Origin of the sequence: Corynebacterium sp. UMB0012, from assembly GCF_030216265.1 — a bacterium.
Lineage (GTDB): Bacteria > Actinomycetota > Actinomycetes > Mycobacteriales > Mycobacteriaceae > Corynebacterium.
This window is the reverse complement of record NZ_JASOKQ010000031.1, coordinates 1-21,745: the sequence shown is the minus strand read 5'-3', so window position 1 is coordinate 21,745 and position 21,745 is coordinate 1. Positions and strand designations below refer to the sequence as shown.

The window sequence follows — 21,745 nt, the reverse complement described above, 5'->3', positions numbered from 1 at the left end:
GTGCTCTCAAAGAAAATGCTCCCCACTAGTTGTTGGCAACTGATTTCTCAGTCCAACTAATGGGGAGCAGTTCATTGGCGGGCTGGGAGGCGGCTTAAGTCAGGAGTGCTTTAGCGAGTTAGATCGCTTTAGTGGCTACCCACGTGTGCTTCTTCGCGCATGCGCTGAACCATGTGTGGGTAGTGCAGCTCGAAGGCCGGACGCTCGGAGCGGATACGCGGCAGCGACACGAAGTTGTGACGCGGCGGCGGGCAGGAGGTTGCCCACTCGAGGGAGTTGCCGTAGCCCCATGGGTCATCCACGGTGACGATCTCGCCGTAGCGCCAGGACTTGAATACGTTCCACACCAGCGGGATAACGGAAGCGCCGAGAACGAAGGAGAAGATGGTGGAAATCTGGTTGAAGACCGTGAAGCCATCGGACTCCAGGTAGTCAGCGTAGCGACGCGGCATACCCATGTTGCCGACCCAGTGCTGAACCAGGAAGGTGCCGTGGAAGCCGATGAAGGTCAACCAGAAGTGAATCTTGCCCAGACGCTCGTCCAGCATGCGGCCGGTCATCTTCGGGAACCAGAAGTACAGGCCGGCGAAGGCGGAGAATACAACCGTACCGAACAGGGTGTAGTGGAAGTGTGCAATCAGGAAGTAGGACTCAGCCAGTTGGAAGTCCAGGGCCGGGGATGCCAGCATAACGCCGGTCATGCCGCCGAACAGGAAGGTAGTCATGAAGCCCATGGCGAAGATCATCGGGGTATCCCAGGTGATATGGCCCTTCCACATGGTGCCCACCCAGTTGAAGAACTTAACGCCGGTTGGAACCGCAATCAGGAACGTCATGAAGGAGAAGAACGGCAGCAGGATAGCGCCGGTGACGAACATGTGGTGTGCCCACACAGCCATGGACAGGGAGCCGATGGCCAGCAGTGCGAAGACCAGGCCGATGTAGCCGAAGACCGGCTTGCGGGAGAAGACCGGAACGACCTCAGAGATAACGCCGAAGAATGGCAGTGCCAAGACGTAGACCTCAGGGTGGCCGAAGAACCAGAACAGGTGCTGCCACAGGATGGCGCCACCATTAGCGGAATCGTAGATGTGGCCGCCCAGCTTGCGGTCATACAGAACGCCCAGTGCCGCAGCGGTCAGCAGTGGGAAAATCATGAGCACGATGGCGGATGCGGTAAACACAGCCCAGCTGAAGACCGGCAGACGGAACATGGTCATGCCCGGTGCGCGCAGGGTCAGGATGGTCGTAATCATGTTGATAGCGGAGGCAATGGTACCGACACCGGTAGCGCCCACGCCGACAATCCACATATCCGCGCCGATGCCCGGGGTGTGGACACCATCAGCCAGCGGCATGTACATGGTCCAGCCGAAGTCAGCCGCACCACCTGGGGTAACGAAGCCCAACAGCATGACGATGCCGCCCAGCAGGGTAACCCAGAAGCCGAAGGCATTCAGACGCGGGAAGGCCACGTCCGGCGCACCAATCTGCAGCGGCAGGATGTAGTTACCAAAGCCCCACACAACTGGGGTCGCAAACAGCAGCAGCATCACGGTGCCGTGCATGGTGAACAGCTGGTTGAACTGCTCATTAGACAAGAACTGGAGACCCGGGGTGAACAGCTCCGCGCGGATCAACAGTGCCATAAAGCCACCGAGGAAGAAGAAGCTGAAGGACATGATCAAGTACATGATGCCCAGCTGCTTGTGGTCGGTGGTGGTTAGAAATACCCAAGCCTTTGAACCGGTCTTCGCGTTACCGGTTGGCTCTGGACGTGTGGGGGCGACGTAATCGTCGACCCGTGGCGCCACAGCGGTCATAAAATCCTCCTGAATAACAAAGTGTCTGTGGACAGACTCCACCTACACCTAGGTTTACTCGCCTTATATTAGGCCATTTTCCCCTGTTCTTTCCAGCTTCCCCCAATACTTCACCGCAAGGACACACCTCATCACTGACCACATCTGCCACATTGCCCCTGCACGTGGCGCGGCCACTATTTCCGGCTTCGCTTTTCGCCAGAGATACACCGTGCTATATGTCACATCCACGCCGAATTTTGCACCCTCAAAACGCAAAAACACACCCCCGCTCGTTATCAACCTTTCGGTTGAGTTCGAGCAGAAGGTGTGCCGCAAGACCACGCTGATCAGCGGGAATGCTTAGAAGTCCCAGTCATCATCCGTGGTGTCCTCAGCCTTGCCAATGACATAGGAGGAACCCGAACCAGAGAAGAAGTCATGGTTCTCGTCGGCGTTCGGCGACAACGAGGACAAGATGGCCGGGGAAACGCGGGTCTCATCGGCCGGGAATAGCCCCTCGAAGCCCAAGTTATTCAGCGCCTTATTGGCGTTGTACCGCAGGAAGCGCTTGACGTCCTCGGTCCAGCCCAGATCATCGTAGAGATCCTCGGTGTAATCGATCTCATTGTCATAGAGGTCATAGACCAAGTCGAAGGTGTATTCCTTCAGCTCTGCCTGGCGCTCTTCATCTAGCTGCTTATACGCCTGCTGGAACTTATAACCAATGTAGTAGCCATGCACAGCCTCATCGCGGATGATCAGGCGGATGATATCGGCGGTGTTGGTGAGCTTCGCACGGGAGGAGAAGTACATCGGCAGGTAGAAGCCGGAGTAGAACAGGAAGGACTCCAGCAGCGTGGACGCCACCTTCTTCTTCAGCGGATCATCGCCCTTGTAGTAGGACAAGATGATCTTGGCCTTCTTCTGCAGGTTCTCGTTTTCTTCGGACCAGCGGAAGGCATCGTTGATCATCGGCGTGGACGCCAGGGTCATAAAGATATTGGAATAGGACTTGGCGTGCACGGACTCCATGAAGGCGATATTGGTGTAGACCGCTTCCTCATGCAGAGTCTGGGAATCCGGAAGGAGGGAAATCGCACCCACTGTGCCCTGGATGGTATCCAGCAGCGTCAGGCCGGTAAAGACCCGCATGGTGGTTTCCTTTTCCTTCTCCGTCAGCGTCTTCCAGCTGGGAAGGTCATTGGAGACAGGGACCTTTTCCGGCAACCAGAAGTTACCGGTGAGACGGTCCCACACTTCAAGGTCCTTTTCATCCGGGATGCTATTCCAGTTAATGGCTTCAACTGGCTTTTCATGACTAGAAAGATAGTCATCGTACTCGTGCGACACGCGGCGTCACTCCAATACTAAAAACGGACAAATTCAGGTCTCCAGCATACCCAATTCGCCGCCCCTCTAAGCCATTGTGCTGGATACCACTTACCTATACTGATCCCAGTTACTTCGGAGCATGCAAAGAAAGGATTTCCGCATGAGTGCCACCCCTCCCCTGCTGGGTTCCGTGGTGGATCAGCTCGGCGCGGATATAGTAAGCGGAGACCTCGCGGAGGGCGAGCGGTTCCGGCTGGGGGACGTCGAAAAGCGCTTTGGCATCTCCCGCACCGTAGCCCGAGAGGCCATGCGCGCCTTGGAGCATCTCGGCATGGTGAGCTCTGAGCGCCGCGTGGGCCTCACGGTGCTACCGATGGAGAAGTGGGCGGTATACGACCCAGCGATCATTGGCTGGCGCTTAGACAACGATAAAACGCGCGGGCAGCAAGTGGCCCGGCTCAACGAGCTACGGCTTGGCATCGAACCGGTGGCCGCGCGTCTGGCTGCCGGCAACGCCACCGCCCAGCAGCGGGCGGAATTGCTGCGCCTCGCCGCGCGATTGGCCGAGCTGGAATCCACCCCGTCTCCGCGCGTGGGCGAAGAATTGGAAACCGATCTCCGCTTCCACACCCTCATCCTGCGGGCCTCCGGCAATGAGATGCTCGCCGCGCTCGCCCCCTCCCTAGTGGCGATGCTCAAGGGCAAGTCCGTCTTCGGCTCCCGCAAGCGCGACCCCATCAGCGGCACCACACAGCTGCACATGGCACTGGCCCGCGCCATTGATGCCGGGCTTGCCGACGCCGCCGAAGAAACCTCCCGCACTATCCTCGACCGCACTAGGGCCGAAAACGGCTAAACGCCTCGATGCACGTCCTTCCCCGCGACGTGCATCGAGGCGCCCTACCACCGGTTTAGAGCATGCAGGATACGCAGCCCTCGACCTCGGTGCCCTCCAGCGCCATCTGGCGCAGGCGGATGTAGTACAAGGTCTTAATGCCCTTACGCCACGCATAAATCTGCGCGCGGTTGACCTCACGAGTGGTCGCGGTGTCCTTGAAGAAGAGCGTGAGCGATAGGCCCTGGTCCACATACTTCGTGGCTACGGCATAAGTATCGACGATCTTCTCGTAACCGATCTCATAAGAATCCTTGAAGTACTCCAGGTTGTCATTATCCATGTGCGGCGCCGGGTAGTAGACACGGCCGATCTTGCCCTCCTTGCGGATCTCAATCTTGGAGGCAATCGGGTGGATGGACGAGGTGGAGTTATTGATATAGGAAATCGAACCCGTCGGCGGCACCGCCTGCAGGTTGCGGTTATACAGGCCGTACTTAGCCACGTCCTGCTTCAAGTCCTCCCAGTCCTGGGCGGACGGGGTGTGGATCGAAGAGGCGTCGAAAAGCTCCTGTACCTTCTTCGTCTTCGGCTTGAACTCTTCCGGATCGTAGCGGTCAAAGAATTCGCCCGAAGCATACTCGGACTGGGGGAATTCCGTGAAGTACTCGCCGCGCTCGCGGGCAATCTTATTGGAGGCACGCAGCGCCGCATACAAAATGGCGGCAAAGTAAGCATTGGTAAAGTCCAAGCCCTCTTCCGAGCCATACTCGATGTGCTCGCGGCCCAAGTAACCGTGCAGGTTCATCTGGCCCAAGCCGATGGCGTGGGACTCATCATTACCACGGCGCACGGACGGCACAGAGTCAATGGAGGTCTTATCCGCCACGGCGGTCAGGCCGCGGATGGCGGTTTCCACCGTATTGGCAAAGTCCGGCGAATCCATGGTCATCGCGATATTCAGGGAACCCAAGTTGCAGGAAATATCGCTGCCCAGCTCCTCATAGGTCAGGTCCGCGTTGAATTCGGATGCGGAGTTGACCTGCAGGATTTCCGAGCACAGGTTGGACATGTTGATCCACGAGGTCTTCACTGGGTTCGCGCGGTTTACGGTGTCCTCGAACATGATGTACGGGTAACCGGACTCGAACTGCAGCTCTGCCACGGTCTGGAAGAAGTGGCGGGCGTTGATCTTCTTCTTGCGGATGCGTGGGTCTTCCACCATCTCCTCATAGTGCTCGGTCACGGAGATGTCACCGAAGGCCTTGCCATAGACGCGCTCGACGTCATACGGCGAGAAGAGGTACATATCATCATTGCGCTTAGCCAACTCAAAGGTGATATCCGGCACGACGATGCCCAGCGAGAGGGTCTTAATGCGGATCTTCTCATCCGCATTCTCGCGCTTGGTATCCAGGAAGTTCATGATGTCCGGGTGGTGCGCGTTGAGGTAAACCGCACCGGCACCCTGGCGGGCACCGAGCTGGTTGGCGTAGGAGAAGGAATCCTCCAGCAGCTTCATCACGGGGATGACGCCGGAAGACTGGTTCTCAATGTGCTTAATTGGTGCACCGGACTCGCGGATATTAGACAGCAGGAGGGCCACGCCGCCGCCGCGCTTGGAAAGCTGCAGCGCGGAGTTGATGGAGCGGCCGATGGACTCCATATTGTCCTCGATGCGCAGCAGGAAGCAGGAGACGAGCTCGCCGCGCTGGGCCTTGCCGGCGTTGAGGAAGGTCGGGGTAGCCGGCTGGAAGCGGCCGGTCATGATCTCGTCTACGAGGTGCTCCGCTAGGCCAGTATCGCCATCCGCCAAAAATAGAGCCGTCATGGACACGCGGTCCTCAAAGCGCTCGAGGTAGCGACGGCCATCAAAGGTCTTCAGCGTGTAGCTGGTGTAGTACTTATACGCGCCCAGGAAGGACTTGAAGCGGAACTTATAGGAATAAGCGCGCTTGAATAGCTCCTTAATAAAGGAGAAATCATACTGCTCAATGACCTGCGGGTCGTAGTACTTGTTATTAATCAGGTAATCGATCTTTTCTTCCAGATCATGGAAGTAGACCGTGTTTTGATTAACGTGCTGCAGGAAGAATTGGTTAGCGGCCTCGCGGTCTTTTTCAAACTGAATCTTGCCGTTAGCATCGTAGAGATTCAGCATCGCGTTCAGAGCGTGGTAATCCAACTGCTCTTCTGGCTTTACTGGCTCGGCGACGGTCTTCCCCAATTGCGTACTCACAGCTGACAAGGCCTTTCTTAAAAATCAGGATCTTTATTTAAGTCGTAGTGGGCGCTAGGCCGCGGCCTCGAGCCCGAGCTCGGCGGCGTTAGCCAATAAACCTTCACGACAAATTTTTATATCGTCATCGTTTCCCAGCAACTCGAAACGATATACATAGGGCACTTTACATTTGGCACTGATGACGTCACCAGCCTTGCCAAAATCGGCACCGAAATTGCTATTGCCACCCGCGATTACCGCGCGAATGAGGCTGCGGTTGTGCTCATCATTGAGGAACTTAATAACCTGCTTTGGCACGGGCCGGGAGTTTTGGTGGCTGATGGAAGCGCCCCCGCCGTAGGTGGGGCACACCAAGACATAAGGTTCGTTGACCTTGAGGAGCTCCTCCGTGCGGCGCAGCGGAATGCGCGCGCTGGGAAAGCCCAGTTTCTGCACGAACCGGTGCGTATTTTCCGTCGCGGAGGAAAAATACACGACCAACATGGCTACTGGCCTCCCCTACCTCTTAGGCGGATGCCGCTACGGAAGCCAAGCCCTTGATACGGTCAGGGCGGAAACCGGACCAGTGCTCGCCATTAGCTTCAACTACTGGTGCCTGAACGTAGCCCAGTGCCATGACGTAGTCACGGGCTTCATCATCAACAGAAATATCGACCAGGTTGTAATCGAGACCGACGCGGTCGAGGGCCTTCTTAGTGGCATTGCACTGGACGCATGCTGGCTTGGTGTAAACGGTGATAGACATATAGATCCTTAAAGCTCCTGCATTGAAAAATTCGTCAGAGCGGGGAGCGTTTTCCCGCCTAAACGGGCGCTTCCTGCGCCGCTCTGAGCAACATTAACGACACTATACTTTGGGGGAAATACCCGCAACCAACACAATATGTAGTAGTTACAGCCATGGTATTCCCAGGATGGCACACCCCCGGACCCCACATGTTGACCACACCTACGAACAGCCATGAAACTACACCAATGGGATTCCTGCAGGTTTACCTGGAGTTCACCATTTTGTGTGTCAAAGTTCACATTTAAGTGGCTGGCGGCCCGCCCTAGGCCCCACTTATCGGCGCCCCCTCAGAGACGCAGGTCGACGGGTTCGGTCCCTCCCCCGGGGCGCGCTTCAGACCAAAAATGACCTGACTCAACACCGTCCAGTTGGTCGGCAGCTTGTCGTGCCTAGGAGCCACGCCGCAGACCTCGCCCAGGTCGAGGTTGACCACATCGGCACCGTCGACAAGCGCCAGCTGCGAAGAACTATTCGGAGTCACCGTCGTATCCCCCGGTGAGTAAATGGAGGTATAAAGCACGCCTGGCGCGGTATCTGGCAGCGCATTGAGCCGTTTCATAAACTCCGACCCCACTACTTGCTGGATGCCGGCCGTACTAGCCAGGAAGGCGGCGAGGTGCGGTGCGAAGGCAATGAATTTAGAAAGCGTCTCCCCCTGCCCGTTAAGCGTGGTGCCGTGGAAGTTGCCACCTAGCGCCACCGCATGGGACACATGACCCGCCCCATCATGCATCTGCGTATACGTCTTGATGTGCATACCGCCCTGGGAATGGCCCACCAAGTTCACCTTGTCCGAGCCAGTGACCTCGCGGACATAGTCCACCTGATCCGCAATTTCCGCGGCCGAATCATCCAGATCCGCGATGGCTTTGACGCTTGGAATCATATTCTGCAAGGTGACATCATCGGCGCCGTAATCAAAGGCCCACACGCACGCCCCCTGATCTTGCAAGAGGTGGACCAAATTTCCCCACACGGAAGCATTATTCGAGGTTCCATGCAGCAGCACAACGGGCTCAGTGATGTCCCCTGAAGGCATACAGGACGGGTCATTGATGCCAAGGGACTCCGGTGCAGAGGATTCCCACTGTGGTTCTGCGGCATGAGCCACTGGGGCAGACAATCCGAGTGCGGCGGCAGTGAGCGCGGCAACGATTCGCTGGGACATTATTCTTCTTTCTCACGACATAAATAGGCAAAATAATTATATTCATATATTTGCCTTTATATTCACCGGGGCTGAAGAGAATATATCCTTTTGTGCCAGAGCTCACGCATGAAAAATCCGCCCCACTCCGGAAAGCCGGAGGGAGCGGATGGAATCGCGTCTCAATTAGCCCTGACGAGCCTTGAAACGGGGATCCTTCTTGTTGATCACGAAGACCTTACCGTGGCGGCGAATAACCTGGGCGCCCGGCTTCTTCTTCAGCGACCGAAGGGACTTACGGACCTTCATCGGGCGCTCCTTTCGTTATGCGCAATCTACATGCGGTTGAATAAGTAAAGCACGGACTGGGAATCCCCAGCCATGACACGAGGAAAAATGTTACCTCACACGGCCGTCAATACCAAAACACTAAGGCTTCACGGGTGCGGACTCGCGCTCGTAGCGCGACTTCATCTCCTCGCCTACCTCATCCAGGCTACGTCCCATAGTCTCTGGAACCAAAACCTTGGTGTAGCCGATGGCGATGAGGCCGAAGACTCCGAAGACGATAAACGCCACCGGGCCGGTCAGCCACTCCACTAGCGGCAGGAAGTACTGCGCCACGGCCCAGTTGGTGGCCCATAGCGAGAGCCCCGCAATGCCCATGCCTAGGCCGCGTACCTGCAGCGGCACCAGCTCGGAAATGAGCAGCCACGTCGTAGGCGACACTGCCGCCTGCTGAAAGGCGATAAACAGCGCCATAAAGACCAAAGAAACCATCGCCATAGCGGTGGAATCCTGCGCATGGGAATAGGCAAAGGAGAGGATAAACAGCGAGACCACGTTGCCGGTCAGGCCGATCAACAACAATCGCTTTCGCCCAATGCGGTCCACGACCTTGAGCCCCACCCAACAGGCCAGCACGGATACCGTGCCGATAACGATGGAGGTATAAACCGAGTTGGCAGTGGATATCCCCACCTGGTTCATCATGGTCGGCGCGAAGTACACAATGGCGTTGACGCCGGTAATCTGCTGCGTCAAGCCCATCAGCATGGCAAGCAGCACCGTAATCTGCATCCACCGATTGGCCTTCAGCGCCTTCCATTCGGATCCGCTGGATTTTCGCGCGGTCTCCTGCGAGGTCAGCTCCGAGATATCCATCCCGGCGCGCCCGGCAATCTCTTGGGCGCGGGGCATGCGCCCGTTGGTTGCCAGCCATACCGGCGTCTCTGGCAGGAAAGCCATTCCGAGAGCTAACGCTAGGCCCGGCACGGCGGCTAGGCCCAGCATCCACTCCCAGCTACCGGTAGAGGCCAGCGCGGAGTTGACCAGGTAGGCCATCAACTGGCCTACCACAATCGCGAGGGTATTGAGCGAGACCATGCGCCCGCGCACCTTGGCGGGCACGATCTCCGCGATGTACATGGGAGACACGATTGACACTGCACCCACGGCAAAGCCCAAAAAGGTGCGCGCCGTTGCCAGCATTCCCACCGAGCCGGAAAGCGCACACCAGATAGAACCCAGCACGAAAATGATGCCGCCTGCAATCAGCGTGAAGCGGCGTCCATATCTATCGGCGATGCGCCCGGCTGTCAGCGCCCCTACTGCAGCACCCACGAGCAGCATCGAGGTCACCCAACCCTCTTGGTGGGCACTCATGTCGAATGCGGGACTAATAAAAAGCAAGGCACCGGACATCACGCCGGTGTCGTATCCAAATAACAGCCCGCCCAGGGCCGCTATTCCAGCTACTACCTTGACATAAACTTCCTTATTCACAGCACAATATTGTGTCAGGCGGCTACCATGAACGTCATGTCGAACGATGCCGAAAACCTGCAGCAAACCATCATAAAGACCCTGGGTTTGCGCCCCTTTATCGATCCAGAAGCCGAAGTGCAGCGCCGCGTGGATTTCCTGGTTGACTACCTGCGCACCACCGGCGCTAAAGGCTACGTGCTGGGTATTTCCGGCGGCCAGGATTCCACCTTGGCGGGAAAGCTCGCGCAGATGGCGGTGGACCGCGTCGACGGCGCGGAGTTTTGGGCTGTGCGCCTGCCCTACGGCGTGCAGGCCGATGAGGACGATGCCCAGATTGCTCTGGATTTCATCCAGCCCGATCACCGCCCCACCGTCGATATCAAGCCGGCTACCTTGGCCCTCGACGAACAGGTGGCAGATGCGCTGCAGCTTGCCGACGTCACCGATTTCAACCGCGGCAATACCAAAGCGCGCCTGCGCATGACCGCCCAATACGCCATCGCCGGTGAGGTCGGCGCGCTAGTCATCGGCACCGACCACGCGGCGGAAAACGTCACCGCCTTCTTTACCAAGTGGGGCGATGGCGCGGCGGATCTCCTCCCCTTGGCCGGCCTCAATAAGCGCCAAGGCGCCGCCCTCCTAGAGCACCTTGGTGCCCCGCGCTCTACCTGGGAGAAGGTCCCCACCGCGGACTTGGAGGACGATAAGCCCCAGCTTCCCGACGAAGAAGCCCTCGGCGTCACCTACGCCCACATCGATGACTACCTAGAGGGCAAGGCGGTTCCCGACGCCGCCCGCGAACGCATCGAAACCTTATGGCACCGCGGCGCCCACAAACGCATCATGCCGCAAGGGCCGAACCTTTAGCCCAGTGCCTCCAAGGTAGCGGCCGCCGCGCGCTCCAGCGGCCGGTTATAGCTGGCGCCGTGCGTCAGCGCATGCACTGCCAACGGATGCAGCTGGTGCATGGGAATCCATTTTTCGATGTCCTTAGGCGCACCATATCCCCGGAAAATCTCCTCAAGGTACGGTGCCCCGAAAAGCGCCAACATCCCCAAATCCGTATGCGGGTGCCCTCCATGGGCGGCGGGGTCAATCATGATGCCGCCATCCGCTCCAAAAAGCAGGTTGCCCGCCCATAGATCGCCGTGGATGCGCGCCGGCGCCACATCCCAACTGCGCGCGGCGATGGCGTCGCAGGCACGCCTTACCAAGTCCAACTGCGCTGCACTAATCCCCGCTAGTTCCGCGAAGGGGAGCACGCGCTGCTGAACGTAGAACTCGCCCCAATTATCCGTCGGGATGCAGTCTTGCTCGATACTGCCGATGAAGTTCTTGCCTTCCCACCCGGTAGGAGGCGCGCCAAACGCTTCGGCTCCCCCACGGTGCATGCGCGCCAGCTCCGCACCAAATGTCCGCGCCGCCTCCGGCGTAGGCATGACCTCGTCCACGCGCTCGGTAACGATTTCTAGCCCGTCGGCGCTCACGACGTTGACCACCGCGTCGGTGGCCTCCCCGAGCCACCGCAGTCCGGCAGCCTCGGCACCTGCTTGATCTCCGTCGCGTACTCGCTTTGAAAAAGTCTGCATGCCGCCCAGCCTAATCAGGCAAGGAAATTTTTAAAGCGCCGCGTGCTCTCGCGTGGGCAGGGCCATCATAAGGAGCAAGGCGATTCCACCGAACACCGGAATGAGCCCAATCAGGCATAACAACCCCGTCCTCCCGGAATCGTGCAGCCGCCGGCACATCAAGGAAACGACTGGAATCACAAGTACCGCCTCGGCAATAGTCTCAATATCCACGCCAAAGTGCCGATCGATAATGCCGATTGCCACAGAACTCAGCACGAGGAAACCGAAAACCCACCAAAACTCACTCATGGACGCCCGGCCACGAAAGTCGAAGTACTTTACAAAGAACCTGCCTAGCGCCTGTACAGGCGACGCCCCATAGAGCGCTTCGCGTGTAAAGAACCCTGTGGAATCATCAGTCATTCTGCGCGCGAGCCCCTTCGATGTTGACTGCATATACTCGGCTGCGCACCATGCTACCCACTTCCTATAAAGGAGGAGCAATGTACTCGGACGTCATCATCATCGGTGGCGGCTTTGCCGGCACCGCAGCCGCCATCACCTTGGCCCGCGCTAACCGAAAAATTCGGTTAATCGATTCCGGCGCTCCCCGGAATCGCTTCAGCAAACATGCCCACGGCATCCTTGGTCTCGATGGCGCGGCTCCCGCCGAATTGCTTCAGCGCGGCCACGCGGAGGTGGGGAAATTCGGCGGAACCATTACCCAGGGCTCGGTGGAGAAACTCACCCGGGATTCCGAGCGCGGACCTTGGCGGGCAAAGCTTGGCGGCGGCGAGGCTTTCGAATCCCGCCACGTTCTCGTCGCGACGGGGCTCACGGACAAGCTCCCTGCAGTCCCCGGCCTCAGCGATTTGTGGGGCACCAGGGTCTTTCACTGCCCTTACTGCCATGGCTACGAAGTCACCGGGAAGAAGGTTGCACTCATCGGCGGCGCGAATCCGCCTTTTACCATCCGCATCAGCAAACTGCTGTCCACGTGGACGAGCGCACTGACCTTCTACCCCAACGGCCTTGAGCTCACCGATCTTGATCGCGCTCAACTCGCCGGATTGGGTGTAAAAATAGTCGATGCAGACGTGACACAGGTCCAAGCAGATAAAGCGACTCCAACTGGCGTAAAGGTGCACAGTTCTGCTGGAGAAGACACCTATGAAGCCTGCTTTACGGGCCCTGATTTTCTACCCAATGACGCACTGCTGCGGGATGCCGGCTGCGAATCAACAGATGGCTGGAGCAGCGTAGAGCGTGGCCAGACCTCGGTATCGCGCCTGTGGGCGGCCGGCAATGTGGTCAGCTCGCCGGACCAAGTCTCGCAAGCGATGGGCAGCGGCGCGGCCGTCGGCATCGCCATCGATCAGCGCATGCTCGATGAGGATTTAGCGGAGCTCTAGCCTCGCAACAAGAAAAGGAGAGGAACTAATGTTCCTCTCCTTTATATTGTGGAGCTAACGGGATTCGAACCCGTGACCCCCACACTGCCAGTGTGGTGCGCTACCAGCTGCGCCATAGCCCCTCAAACGAGGTGCAACCCTGTGGGCTGCAACTCGCTTAAATATACATGGAGGGTATTTAACTCTCCAAATCGCCTGCTACTTAGTGACGATCTCTACCCAATCACCTAGGTTCTTGCCGGCCTTTTGATCCTTTTCTGATGGAACATCCTTGCCATCCTTGACGATTCGCGGCGAAGATACGGTGCCGGTTTCCTTATCCAGCTTGTCGTAGTTGGTCTTCGCCATTTTATTGCCCTGCTTGACGTCTACATCCTTGATGGAATCAACGACATCATCGTCCGCGCCAAACTCCTTAGCGGCATCAGCAATATCCTTGATGTCCCACGAAGTAGCCACCTTCTGCTGGTTCTGCAGCATGTAGTCACGCAGGTTCCAGTAGGTCTTGATATCACCAGACTTGGCCAGCTCGGACATAGCGGCTGCCGCCTTAGTGGAGTAGCCCTCCTGGTTTTCAATGTCCTTGCCATCCAAGAAGTTGAGGGTACGCACGTGGACGATCAGCTTGCCGTCTTCGATGGCCTTCTGCATGTCACCGTCGGTGGCCTGAGCCAGTTCGGCACAGTGCGGGCAGGAGTAGTCTTCGTAGAGATCCACCTCAGGGGTGCCCTTCTTGGCGCTTTCAGACTTAAGGGTAATAGCACCGTCGTTGTACTCCATGGACATATTTACGTCCTTGGCGTCAAGGGCATCGACAGAATCCGTGGACGACTGCTTGCCATTCCACACGATGTAGCCAATGACAACGGCAATAATGACGAGGAGCACGCCGACTCCCCAGATAAAACCGTTGCCACCCTTGGCGTTCGGGTCAGTTACTTTGCTCATTTGAACCTTGCCTTTGCAATTCTTCGGACTCGATCAGCCTACCTTGCCCACCTGCTAGGGGTGAAGAGCAAACTTGGTGAAGGGGCGCTTGATGGTCCATAGGGTCAGGAATAGAAATGCGGCGTCGCGCAGCAGCGTCTTCGCATAATCCATTCCTCGGTCAGGGTTTTGGGCGTCATAGCCAAAGCAGCCGCAGTCAATATCCAGTCCACGGGCCCAAGCTTGCGCGATGCCCACCATAAAGAGCAGCAACACGACGGTGGCCACGATGGAGGACTTTCGCAAAAACAGCCCGAGCAGCAAGAGCACGCCACCAATAACCTCCAGTGGGCCAATGACCGTTGCGAGGTAAAGAGCCCAATCAGGCGTAAAAATGTCATAGCCCTTAATGGCTTGGGTCATGTCTAGAGTTTTGCCGAGCTTATGCACGCCGGCGTCAATCCACACCCAAGCCATGCCAAAGCGGGCGATGAAGCTGATGACGTCGAGCACCAGCTTCCCATTAATCTTGCTACTCACGAGGATGAGTGTAGCGTTAAACCCCTAATACATGGGAAACAACTGCCTGTGCTTCTGCTTGCACCTGCTTGAGATGTTCCTCACCCAAGAAAGATTCGGCATAGATTTTGTACTTATCTTCAGTGCCGGAAGGACGAGCGGCGAACCAGGCATTTTTCGTCGCTACCTTCAGGCCGCCGATGGCCGCACCGTTGCCGGGTGCCTCCGTCAGCTTGGCCACGATGTCCTCGCCTGCTAGCTCCGTGGCGGAAACTTTTTCAGGAGACAGCTTCTTGAGGATGGCCTTCTGCTCGCGGTTCGCGGGGGCGTCGGTGCGGGCATAGGCTGGGGCGCCGAATTTCTCCGCCAGTTCTGCGTAGCGCTGGGACGGAGTCTTGCCGGTGACGGCGGTAATCTCCGCGGCGAGTAGATCCATAATGATGCCGTCCTTATCGGTGGACCACACGGAGCCATCGAAGCGCAGGAAAGACGCCCCGGCAGACTCCTCGCCACCGAAACCAATGGTGCCTTCGAGCAACCCCGGTACAAACCACTTAAAGCCGACGGGCACCTCCACCAATTCGCGGTCTAGGCTTTTCACCACGCGATCGATCATGGAGGAAGACACCAGGGTCTTTCCCACACCGGCACTCCCCCACTGCGGGCGATGACTAAAGAGGTACTCGATAGCCACGGCGAGGTAGTGATTGGGGTTCATGAGTCCGGCATCGGGAGTGACAATGCCATGGCGGTCCGCATCGGCGTCGTTGCCCGTGGCAAGGTCGAACTTTGAGCGGGCGTCGATAAGCGAGGCCATAGCATCAGGCGAGGAACAATCCATGCGGATCTTTCCGTCCGTATCCAAGGTCATAAAGCGGAAAGTGGAATCCACCTCCGGATTCACCACGGTCATGTTGAGCTCGTAGTGGTCAGCGATGGCCTGCCAATAGTCCACGGAAGCGCCACCCATGGGATCGGCACCGATGCGCAGGCCGGAGTCTTTAATGGCCTGCATATCCACCACATTCTCAAGGTCAGCCACGTAGTTGTGCACGTAGTCATGCTTCACGCAGCGCTCGTCCAGCACGCCCGCGACAGACGTCCGCTTCACACCCTCCAGCCCAGCGCGCAGGTACTCGTTCGCGCGTCCTGCAATCCAATCCGTGGCCTGCGCGTCGGCCGGTCCACCGGTAGGCGGGTTGTACTTAAAGCCGCCATCGCGGGGAGGATTATGGGACGGGGTAATCACGATGCCATCGGTGCCAGGGTGGGTCAGGATGGCGTGAGAGACCGCTGGGGTCGGCGTGTAGCGGCCGCGCTCGTCGACGCGAACCTCCACCCCATTGGCCAGCAGCACCTCAAGGGCGGAGACCATGGCAGGCTCGGACAGCGCGTGGGTATCGCGGCCGATGAAAATCGCCCCAGCAACGCCTTGTTCCGCGCGGTAATCCACAATGGCTTGGGTAATCGCTAGGATATGAGCCTCATTAAAGGCTCGATCCAGCGCGGAGCCGCGGTGGCCTGAGGTACCGAAGGACACCTGCTGATCCGGGTTATCGGCGTCCGGGGTACGGGTGTAGTAGGCGGTGACCAATTCTGCGATATCAATAAGATCCGCGGGCTGTGCCAGCGTGCCGGCGCGCTCGTGGGCCATGGCGTACTCCTTGAAGGGTTGGGGTGGTATGCCATCCCAGCTTGCCTGCTCTCCCGTAGTTGCGCAGGACGAATATTCCCCCGGCTGGGGGTATGGGCAAATTTACTCCATTTCTATAGTTCGCTAGATTTACAGAATGGACTCGCTTAATTCCATCCTCTCCGCCATCAGCACCGTGGTGTGGGGACCGTTCATCCTCATTCCCCTCCTGTTGGGCACCGGCCTGTGGCTGACCATTCGTTTGGGCGGACTCCAGTTTCGCGCACTCGGCCGCGCACTGCGCCACGTCTTCGCCAGCGACTCCGGCGACGACTCCACTGAGGGTGATATTTCCAATTATCAGGCGCTGACCACCGCCCTTGCCGCCACCGTGGGAGTGGGAAATATCGTGGGCGTGGCCACCGCGTTGTCCATCGGCGGCCCTGGCGCACTGGTATGGATCTGGATTACCGGCCTCGTGGGCATGGCGTCCAAGTACACCGAGGCCTACCTGGGCGTGCGTTTTCGCACCACGGATTCCAAGGGCGAGATGTCCGGCGGGCCACAGCAATACCTGAAGCGTGGCATCCCCGGACCACTCGGATCGGTACTCGCAGTATTCTTTGCCATCTTTGCAATTTGCGCATCCTTTGGCATCGGCAACCTCGCCCAAGCCAATGCTGTGGCCACCAATATGGAATCGACCTTCGGTATCGCCCCGGCGGCCACCGGTGCGATTCTCTTCGTCTTGGTGGGCTCCGTACTCCTTGGCGGAATCCAGGCCATCGGGCGCATTACCGCCGCCTTCGTCCCGTTGATGATCATCGTCTACGTCCTGGGCGGGCTCTATGTAATCTTCTCGCATGCCACGGAGATTCCCGCCGCCTTTGCCATGATTTTCAGCGATGCCTTTACCGGCACCGCCGCTGGTGGCGGGTTCGTGGGCTCCACCATCATGATGGCCATTCAATACGGTGTTGCCCGCGGCATCTTCTCCAATGAGTCCGGCATGGGCTCCGCCGCCATCGCCGCCGCGGCTGCCAAGACCCCGCACCCAGCGCGCCAGGGGTTGGTATCGATGACGCAAACCTTCATTGACACCATCATCGTGGTAACCATCACTGGCTTGGTCATTGTTGTGGGCGGTACCTGGGATATGGGCCGCGACGAGGCCGGAATCATGACGGCCGAGGCCTTTTCTCGCGTGCTTCCTGGCGACTGGGGCGGCACCATCGTTTCGCTCTCCATTATTTTCTTCGCCTTTTCCACCATCATGGCCTGGGCGTATTACGGCGAGCGTTCCCTGGAGTCCCTCTGCGGCCGCAAGGCCTCTATCCCCTACCGCATGTTTTTCGCCTGCCTCCTCTTTGTCGGCTCCGTCTCGGAGCTCGAGCTCGCTTGGACCTTCTCCGATCTGGCCAATGGCCTCATCGCCATCCCGAACCTCATTGGCTTGCTCCTTCTCTCCGGCCTCGTGGCCCGCGAAACCAAGGCGTACTTAGCCTTTGACCCCAAGCTCAATAAGCCAGTGAATGAGGTGCGCGCGTTCGTAGAGTCCCAGGGGATGGACTGGAAGTAACATAGGCCGCATGCCTCAATTCCTCGTCGTGGGTGCTGGCGCTGCGCTCGGCGCGGCGGCCAGGTACCTCCTCTCCGCCGCGCTCGGCGGCGGCATGCTCCCACTGCTCGTCATCAATATCCTCGGCAGTGCGCTCATGGGCTACTTCCGCCCCGGCCCCTTTTGGGGCACCGGCGTGCTTGGCGGTTTCACCAGCTTCGCTACCTTCGCTTTCCTGACCTCCGAGGCGCATTGGACCGTGGCCCTGGCCTATGTCCTGGCCACCATCATCGGCTGCGTGGGCGGCTACCTGGCGGGTGACAAGCTGCGATGAATCTTCTGTGCGTCCTTCTCGGCGGTTTCATCGGCGGCAGCCTGCGCTATGGCTTTACCCGGCTTGTCCCCGCCCCCTACTGCACCTTCGTGGCGAATATTTTGGGTTCCCTAGCCCTTGGCCTGGCCTATGGTTTCGCCCAGCTTGCCGACGCCCCCCTTATTCACCCCTTCCTCGCCCTCGGCCTCGCCGGCGGTCTGTCCACCTGGTCCACATTGGCGAAGGAACTGGGCGAGATGTTCAAACGCAAGCAGTGGTGGCGGCTTAGCAAGTACCTCTTCTGGACCATCGGACTCGGCATCGTTTTAGCCTGGCGCGGCACCATCTGGGCGGCACGCATTTATCACGGCATATAAGCAAAATGGTCTCATTCTCCGCGCGAAGAATGAGACCATTAGCTGTATACCTAGTCCGCGATTGCCTCCAAAGGCGGTGTCTTTGCCGCACGGTTCGACGGCCAGACGGCCGCAATAATGCCCACGACGGCCGATCCCACCAGCATAATAAGCACCATCGCCCACGGAATCTGCGCGGAATCCAATCCCTCATCACCGAGAATCTTGATAAAGGACCAGCCCAAGCCAAGGCCGATAAGGATGCCCATCACCGCACCAAAGAGCGCAATCTGCACCGACTCAAGAGTGATCATCGTGCGGATCTGGCGGCGCTGCGTACCCACGGCACGCAACATGCCAATCTCTTGGCGTCGCTCAATAACACCCAGGGTCAAGGTATTGACAATTCCCAGCACGGCGATAATCACTGCAAGGGCAAGCAGACCATACAAGATGGAAAGCATCTGGTCGATGAATCCGGCGGCTTGGCCCGCATACTCCTCGCCAGAATTAACCTGAACCACGACCAAATCCTTGACCGAGTCCTCTAGGTTGTGGCGCAGTTCTTCCTTGTCATAGCCTTCCTGGCCCAAGACGCCCACCATTTGGACGGTAAAGGACTTCTTCGGTGCGACCTTTTCCGCCACATCCTGCGAAAGCACCATATTCTGGACCACATCGGTGGGCTTAAAGGTACCGACCAGCTTCGCCTCGGCCTTCTTGTCCTTTTCCGCAGAAGTAACCGTGTAGGTCTCTCCTACCTTCCAGCCGTGTTCCTTGGCAAAGTCTTCGGTAGCAATGAAGCCCTTCTCCAAGTTGGCATCACCCTCGACCATGTCGAGCGCAATCATCGACGACGGATCTCCATCCGCAGTCGTCGTTTGCTGGAATTGTGGACCATAATCCATCGATGCCTGACCATCGACGGCCACCGGAGCCATACCGACGGTAATCACCTTATCGACGCCTTCGGCCTCCGCCGCGCGCTTACCCGTGTCCTTCGGCGTCGGGAATTCACCGGAGCTAGGACCGGAAAGCAGGTAATCAGAGGTAATGTTTTGCTCCACGGTATCGGCCACAGAAGACTTCATCGTTGCACCAAGCATGCCGATGGCAGTCACCAGAGCCACGCCCAAGGTCAGCGCAAATGCGGTGGCTGCCGTACGGCGCGGATTACGACGTGAGTTCGTCGCCGCCAGTGAACCAATAGCGCCAAACGGTGCACCGATTACCTTGCCCACCGTGGGAACCAGAGGTAGCGACAGGGCCGGGCCGGCTAAGAAGAATCCCACGATGACACCGAATGCGCCGACGCCGACGAGGATGGCGCGGACGTTGGTTTCGCCGTCGGAAAGCACGCCTGCCAACGCCGCAACAATGCCCACCAGCAAGATAATGGCACCGAAAATCGTGCGTACCTTCAGGGAAGTTCCGGAAGCTGATTCGGTAGTGCGCATTGCCTCCACCGGCTGCACGCGGCCCGCGCGCCGTGCCGGGGCCCATGCGGATACAACCGTCACGATAGTGCCCAAAATGATTGGAACTACGATAGCCGAGACGCTCAGGCCCAAGCCGCCATCGAGAGGCATTCCCTGCGCGCTCATCACTGCCTTAATGATTGCGACCAATCCCATACCGGCAACCACGCCAACAATGGACCCCAGAACACCAACAATGGCAGACTCCACCACCACCGAATTTGTAATCTGGCGACGGGAAGCACCCAGCGCACGCAAGAGAGCGAACTCCTTAGTGCGCTGCGCGACAATCATCGAGAAAGTATTCGCAATAATGAAGGTGCCCACCAGCAGCGCAATCAGGCCGAACGCGATGAGGAAGTAATTGATGAACTTCAAGGCAGAAGACATCATCTCCGAAGTCTCCTCAGCCAGGCGCTCACCTGACTCCGCCTTGACTTCATACTTCTCGTTCAGGTGATCCACCAAGGCATTCGCATCCACTCCATCGGCTGCAGAAACCTTGAGCTGGCTCGGCTCACCGTAGCGCTCCAGGTAATCCTTTTCAGCCATGCTCAGCACGATGCTCTCGCCCTGGTCTACCGCGGGCTCTGAGATGCCAGAAACGGTAACCGTATCCTGCTCATCGGGGTGAACCACAGTCAGCTTTTGGCCCACAGAAATGCCGTATTTGTCAGCCGCGGAAGAGTTGACGAGGACCTCGTCCTTACCGCTAGGCTCCTCGCCCTCCTTCAGTTCATCGGCGCCGCCAACGACCTTGTCTTCTGGATAGAACGGGACAACGCTGGCCGTGCCGCCCTGGGTTTGATAGGCCTCCGAGTTCTCATCGGCCGCGACAACGGTCTCCGAATCCGCGATATTGATGTTTTTAACATCCTTATCGTCAGCCAGCTTCTGACGCAGCTTGTCATCCAGTTTCGCGCCATTGTCGTCCTTTTGGCTCACCACTGCATCCACGCCGCGGAACTGATTATCCACGGCGGAGTCAAACGTCGACTTCAGCGAATTGGTGAACATAAACGAGCCGGCAATAAACGCGGTGCCCAAAACCACCGCGAGAATCGTCAGCCCAAGGCGCAATTTATGCGCCACGATATTGCGCAGAGACACTCTACGCATTGCGTTTCCGCGTGCCATTTAGCCCTCAATCTCCGCCATTACCTGGTGAATGGCCTCCATCGTCGGATTGTGCAACTCATTCACAAGCTTGCCGTCAGCAAGGAAAACCACCCGGTCCGCATACGAGGCGGCCTTGGCATCGTGTGTGACGATGACCACTGTTTGGTTGTCCTTATCCACCGCGGTTCGCAGAATATCGAGCACCTCGGCCGAAGAATTCGAATCCAGGTTGCCCGTTGGCTCATCGCCAAAGATGATTTCCGGCCGAGAAACCAATGCACGAGCACAGGCCACGCGCTGCTGCTGTCCGCCAGACAGTTCAGCTGGGCGGTGTTCCAGGCGCTCCGCTAGGCCAAGGCGGCTAGTAACCTCCTCAAACCACTGCTTATCGACGCCCTTGCCCGCAATATCCGTGGGCAGCGTAATGTTTTCCGCCGCAGTCAGCGTGGGCACAAGGTTAAAGGACTGGAAAATAAAGCCCAGCCGGTCACGACGCAGCGCCGTAATGTCTTTGTCGTTGAGTGCCGACATATCGGTATCACCGATAAATGCTGATCCGGAAGTCGCTGAATCGAGACCAGCCATGGTGTGCATCAGCGTTGACTTACCGGAACCCGACGGGCCCATGATCGCAGTAAATTCGTTCTTGCCAAATTCAATGGATACATGATCAAGAGCGACGACGGCTGTGTCATCACTTCCGTATTGCTTAAACAAGTCAACGGCGCGAGCCGCAGCATCAGTCATGAGACAAACTCTCCTTGTAAATGGGAAATTACCTATTTAAGTCTAGCGACCATGGCCTCCGGCCAACATCATCCCTGAGGAGGAAAACGGCATGCGAAAGCCTGGCACGCGCCTTCCTGAAGCGTCCTGGGTTTAGTTCCTACCTCAGCTAAGGAAGGATTGAACTATGCCTAGAAAGTATTCCGTCGAGTTCA

At 58.0% G+C, this 21,745-nt stretch carries 21 protein-coding genes and 1 tRNA gene; 6 read left to right on the top strand and 16 right to left on the bottom strand.

All coding sequences use genetic code 11. The features are described 5' to 3' along the window. Nucleotides 1–128: 128 nt before the first annotated feature. Both ctaD and nrdF read right to left on the bottom strand, forming a co-directional pair. Entirely contained in the window at nucleotides 129–1,823 is a 1,695-nt protein-coding gene (gene ctaD / locus QP324_RS11130) for a cytochrome c oxidase subunit I (RefSeq protein ID WP_198491996.1), read from the bottom strand. A gap of 342 nt (nucleotides 1,824–2,165) precedes the next feature. Further along, a complete protein-coding gene (gene nrdF, locus QP324_RS11125) occupies nucleotides 2,166–3,155 on the bottom strand; it encodes a class 1b ribonucleoside-diphosphate reductase subunit beta (RefSeq protein ID WP_049378445.1) in 990 nt (329 codons plus the stop codon). Nucleotides 3,156–3,297: 142 nt separating this feature from the next. Between nrdF and QP324_RS11120 the strand changes: the two genes are divergently transcribed. Beyond that, complete coding sequence (locus QP324_RS11120) at nucleotides 3,298–3,993, top strand: FadR/GntR family transcriptional regulator (protein ID WP_284816078.1); 696 nt, start codon at nucleotides 3,298–3,300, stop codon at nucleotides 3,991–3,993. Between the two features lie 55 nt (nucleotides 3,994–4,048). On the opposite strand, the gene nrdE is transcribed toward QP324_RS11120, so the two are convergent. The 6 genes from nrdE to QP324_RS11090 all read right to left on the bottom strand — a co-directional run bounded on the left by nrdE (nucleotide 4,049) and on the right by QP324_RS11090 (nucleotide 9,936). Next, nucleotides 4,049–6,211 carry a class 1b ribonucleoside-diphosphate reductase subunit alpha gene (gene nrdE / locus QP324_RS11115; RefSeq protein ID WP_284767067.1) on the bottom strand — a complete coding sequence of 721 codons (2,163 nt, stop codon included), beginning with the start codon at nucleotides 6,209–6,211 and terminating at the stop codon, nucleotides 4,049–4,051. A 54-nt stretch (nucleotides 6,212–6,265) separates the two neighbouring features. After that, the gene (gene nrdI, locus QP324_RS11110) at nucleotides 6,266–6,697 is read right to left on the bottom strand and encodes a class Ib ribonucleoside-diphosphate reductase assembly flavoprotein NrdI (RefSeq protein ID WP_225746488.1); all 432 of its coding nucleotides are present in this window, start codon (nucleotides 6,695–6,697) and stop codon (nucleotides 6,266–6,268) included. A 22-nt stretch (nucleotides 6,698–6,719) separates the two neighbouring features. Further along, a complete protein-coding gene (nrdH, locus tag QP324_RS11105; RefSeq protein WP_284816077.1) occupies nucleotides 6,720–6,959 on the bottom strand; it encodes a glutaredoxin-like protein NrdH in 240 nt (79 codons plus the stop codon). Nucleotides 6,960–7,266: 307 nt separating this feature from the next. Beyond that, complete coding sequence (locus QP324_RS11100; RefSeq protein ID WP_284816076.1) at nucleotides 7,267–8,172, bottom strand: alpha/beta fold hydrolase; 906 nt, start codon at nucleotides 8,170–8,172, stop codon at nucleotides 7,267–7,269. 165 nt (nucleotides 8,173–8,337) lie between these two features. After that, nucleotides 8,338–8,460: a type B 50S ribosomal protein L36 gene (gene ykgO / locus QP324_RS11095; protein ID WP_003847162.1), complete on the bottom strand. Its 123-nt coding sequence runs from the start codon at nucleotides 8,458–8,460 to the stop codon at nucleotides 8,338–8,340. A gap of 120 nt (nucleotides 8,461–8,580) precedes the next feature. Continuing rightward, entirely contained in the window at nucleotides 8,581–9,936 is a 1,356-nt protein-coding gene (locus tag QP324_RS11090; protein ID WP_005327336.1) for a sugar porter family MFS transporter, read from the bottom strand. A gap of 27 nt (nucleotides 9,937–9,963) precedes the next feature. Between QP324_RS11090 and nadE the strand changes: the two genes are divergently transcribed. Next, nucleotides 9,964–10,785, top strand: a complete 822-nt coding sequence (gene nadE, locus QP324_RS11085) for an ammonia-dependent NAD(+) synthetase (protein ID WP_284816075.1) — start codon at nucleotides 9,964–9,966, stop codon at nucleotides 10,783–10,785. Here nadE and QP324_RS11080 read toward each other — a convergent pair. Beyond that, nucleotides 10,782–11,507 carry a fructosamine kinase family protein gene (locus QP324_RS11080; protein WP_284816074.1) on the bottom strand — a complete coding sequence of 242 codons (726 nt, stop codon included), beginning with the start codon at nucleotides 11,505–11,507 and terminating at the stop codon, nucleotides 10,782–10,784. The genes nadE and QP324_RS11080 overlap by 4 nt on opposite strands. Before the next feature lie 30 nt (nucleotides 11,508–11,537). Then, nucleotides 11,538–11,912 carry a DUF805 domain-containing protein gene (locus QP324_RS11075; protein WP_284816073.1) on the bottom strand — a complete coding sequence of 125 codons (375 nt, stop codon included), beginning with the start codon at nucleotides 11,910–11,912 and terminating at the stop codon, nucleotides 11,538–11,540. Nucleotides 11,913–11,992: 80 nt separating this feature from the next. Between QP324_RS11075 and QP324_RS11070 the strand changes: the two genes are divergently transcribed. Beyond that, nucleotides 11,993–12,901 (top strand): NAD(P)/FAD-dependent oxidoreductase, encoded by a 909-nt coding sequence (locus QP324_RS11070; protein ID WP_284816072.1) that lies wholly within the window; start codon nucleotides 11,993–11,995, stop codon nucleotides 12,899–12,901. A 49-nt stretch (nucleotides 12,902–12,950) separates the two neighbouring features. Here QP324_RS11070 and QP324_RS11065 read toward each other — a convergent pair. The 4 genes from QP324_RS11065 to pgm all read right to left on the bottom strand — a co-directional run bounded on the left by QP324_RS11065 (nucleotide 12,951) and on the right by pgm (nucleotide 16,001). After that, nucleotides 12,951–13,023 (bottom strand) — tRNA-Ala (locus QP324_RS11065). A 76-nt stretch (nucleotides 13,024–13,099) separates the two neighbouring features. Next, nucleotides 13,100–13,849, bottom strand: coding sequence for a thioredoxin domain-containing protein (locus QP324_RS11060; protein ID WP_284791488.1), 750 nt, complete (start codon nucleotides 13,847–13,849; stop codon nucleotides 13,100–13,102). Nucleotides 13,850–13,903: 54 nt separating this feature from the next. Next, nucleotides 13,904–14,368, bottom strand: a complete 465-nt coding sequence (locus tag QP324_RS11055) for a MauE/DoxX family redox-associated membrane protein (protein ID WP_284816071.1) — start codon at nucleotides 14,366–14,368, stop codon at nucleotides 13,904–13,906. Between the two features lie 16 nt (nucleotides 14,369–14,384). After that, nucleotides 14,385–16,001, bottom strand: a complete 1,617-nt coding sequence (gene pgm, locus QP324_RS11050; protein WP_284816070.1) for a phosphoglucomutase (alpha-D-glucose-1,6-bisphosphate-dependent) — start codon at nucleotides 15,999–16,001, stop codon at nucleotides 14,385–14,387. A 136-nt stretch (nucleotides 16,002–16,137) separates the two neighbouring features. Between pgm and QP324_RS11045 the strand changes: the two genes are divergently transcribed. From QP324_RS11045 to QP324_RS11035, 3 genes are read left to right on the top strand one after another with little or no spacing between them, the layout of a single operon-like run. Further along, nucleotides 16,138–17,559 carry a sodium:alanine symporter family protein gene (locus QP324_RS11045; protein WP_284816069.1) on the top strand — a complete coding sequence of 474 codons (1,422 nt, stop codon included), beginning with the start codon at nucleotides 16,138–16,140 and terminating at the stop codon, nucleotides 17,557–17,559. A gap of 10 nt (nucleotides 17,560–17,569) precedes the next feature. After that, nucleotides 17,570–17,872 (top strand): fluoride efflux transporter family protein, encoded by a 303-nt coding sequence (locus QP324_RS11040; RefSeq protein ID WP_239278426.1) that lies wholly within the window; start codon nucleotides 17,570–17,572, stop codon nucleotides 17,870–17,872. Then, a complete protein-coding gene (locus QP324_RS11035) occupies nucleotides 17,869–18,228 on the top strand; it encodes a CrcB family protein (protein ID WP_284816068.1) in 360 nt (119 codons plus the stop codon). The genes QP324_RS11040 and QP324_RS11035 overlap by 4 nt, the downstream gene beginning before the upstream one ends. A gap of 50 nt (nucleotides 18,229–18,278) precedes the next feature. Here the strand turns inward: QP324_RS11035 and QP324_RS11030 are convergent, their stop codons facing one another. Continuing rightward, nucleotides 18,279–20,822, bottom strand: coding sequence for an ABC transporter permease (locus QP324_RS11030; RefSeq protein WP_284816067.1), 2,544 nt, complete (start codon nucleotides 20,820–20,822; stop codon nucleotides 18,279–18,281). Next, the gene (locus tag QP324_RS11025; protein ID WP_284768771.1) at nucleotides 20,823–21,551 is read right to left on the bottom strand and encodes an ABC transporter ATP-binding protein; all 729 of its coding nucleotides are present in this window, start codon (nucleotides 21,549–21,551) and stop codon (nucleotides 20,823–20,825) included. It lies immediately after the preceding gene. Nucleotides 21,552–21,745 lie beyond the last annotated feature (194 nt).

What these genes read in the sequence shown, in the direction of transcription:
- QP324_RS11040 (WP_239278426.1), top strand. Translation starts at nt 17,570, where the DNA reads ATGCCTCAATTCCTCGTCGTGGGTGCTGGCGCTGCGCTCGGCGCGGCG.
- nrdI (WP_225746488.1), bottom strand. Translation starts at nt 6,697, where the DNA reads ATGTTGGTCGTGTATTTTTCCTCCGCGACGGAAAATACGCACCGGTTC.
- ykgO (WP_003847162.1), bottom strand. Translation starts at nt 8,460, where the DNA reads ATGAAGGTCCGTAAGTCCCTTCGGTCGCTGAAGAAGAAGCCGGGCGCC.
- QP324_RS11035 (WP_284816068.1), top strand. Translation starts at nt 17,869, where the DNA reads ATGAATCTTCTGTGCGTCCTTCTCGGCGGTTTCATCGGCGGCAGCCTG.
- nadE (WP_284816075.1), top strand. Translation starts at nt 9,964, where the DNA reads ATGAACGTCATGTCGAACGATGCCGAAAACCTGCAGCAAACCATCATA.
- pgm (WP_284816070.1), bottom strand. Translation starts at nt 16,001, where the DNA reads ATGGCCCACGAGCGCGCCGGCACGCTGGCACAGCCCGCGGATCTTATT.
- nrdH (WP_284816077.1), bottom strand. Translation starts at nt 6,959, where the DNA reads ATGTCTATCACCGTTTACACCAAGCCAGCATGCGTCCAGTGCAATGCC.
- QP324_RS11025 (WP_284768771.1), bottom strand. Translation starts at nt 21,551, where the DNA reads ATGACTGATGCTGCGGCTCGCGCCGTTGACTTGTTTAAGCAATACGGA.
- QP324_RS11075 (WP_284816073.1), bottom strand. Translation starts at nt 11,912, where the DNA reads ATGACTGATGATTCCACAGGGTTCTTTACACGCGAAGCGCTCTATGGG.
- QP324_RS11120 (WP_284816078.1), top strand. Translation starts at nt 3,298, where the DNA reads ATGAGTGCCACCCCTCCCCTGCTGGGTTCCGTGGTGGATCAGCTCGGC.
- QP324_RS11045 (WP_284816069.1), top strand. Translation starts at nt 16,138, where the DNA reads ATGGACTCGCTTAATTCCATCCTCTCCGCCATCAGCACCGTGGTGTGG.
- QP324_RS11080 (WP_284816074.1), bottom strand. Translation starts at nt 11,507, where the DNA reads ATGCAGACTTTTTCAAAGCGAGTACGCGACGGAGATCAAGCAGGTGCC.
- ctaD (WP_198491996.1), bottom strand. Translation starts at nt 1,823, where the DNA reads ATGACCGCTGTGGCGCCACGGGTCGACGATTACGTCGCCCCCACACGT.
- QP324_RS11060 (WP_284791488.1), bottom strand. Translation starts at nt 13,849, where the DNA reads ATGAGCAAAGTAACTGACCCGAACGCCAAGGGTGGCAACGGTTTTATC.
- QP324_RS11100 (WP_284816076.1), bottom strand. Translation starts at nt 8,172, where the DNA reads ATGTCCCAGCGAATCGTTGCCGCGCTCACTGCCGCCGCACTCGGATTG.
- QP324_RS11030 (WP_284816067.1), bottom strand. Translation starts at nt 20,822, where the DNA reads ATGGCACGCGGAAACGCAATGCGTAGAGTGTCTCTGCGCAATATCGTG.
- QP324_RS11070 (WP_284816072.1), top strand. Translation starts at nt 11,993, where the DNA reads ATGTACTCGGACGTCATCATCATCGGTGGCGGCTTTGCCGGCACCGCA.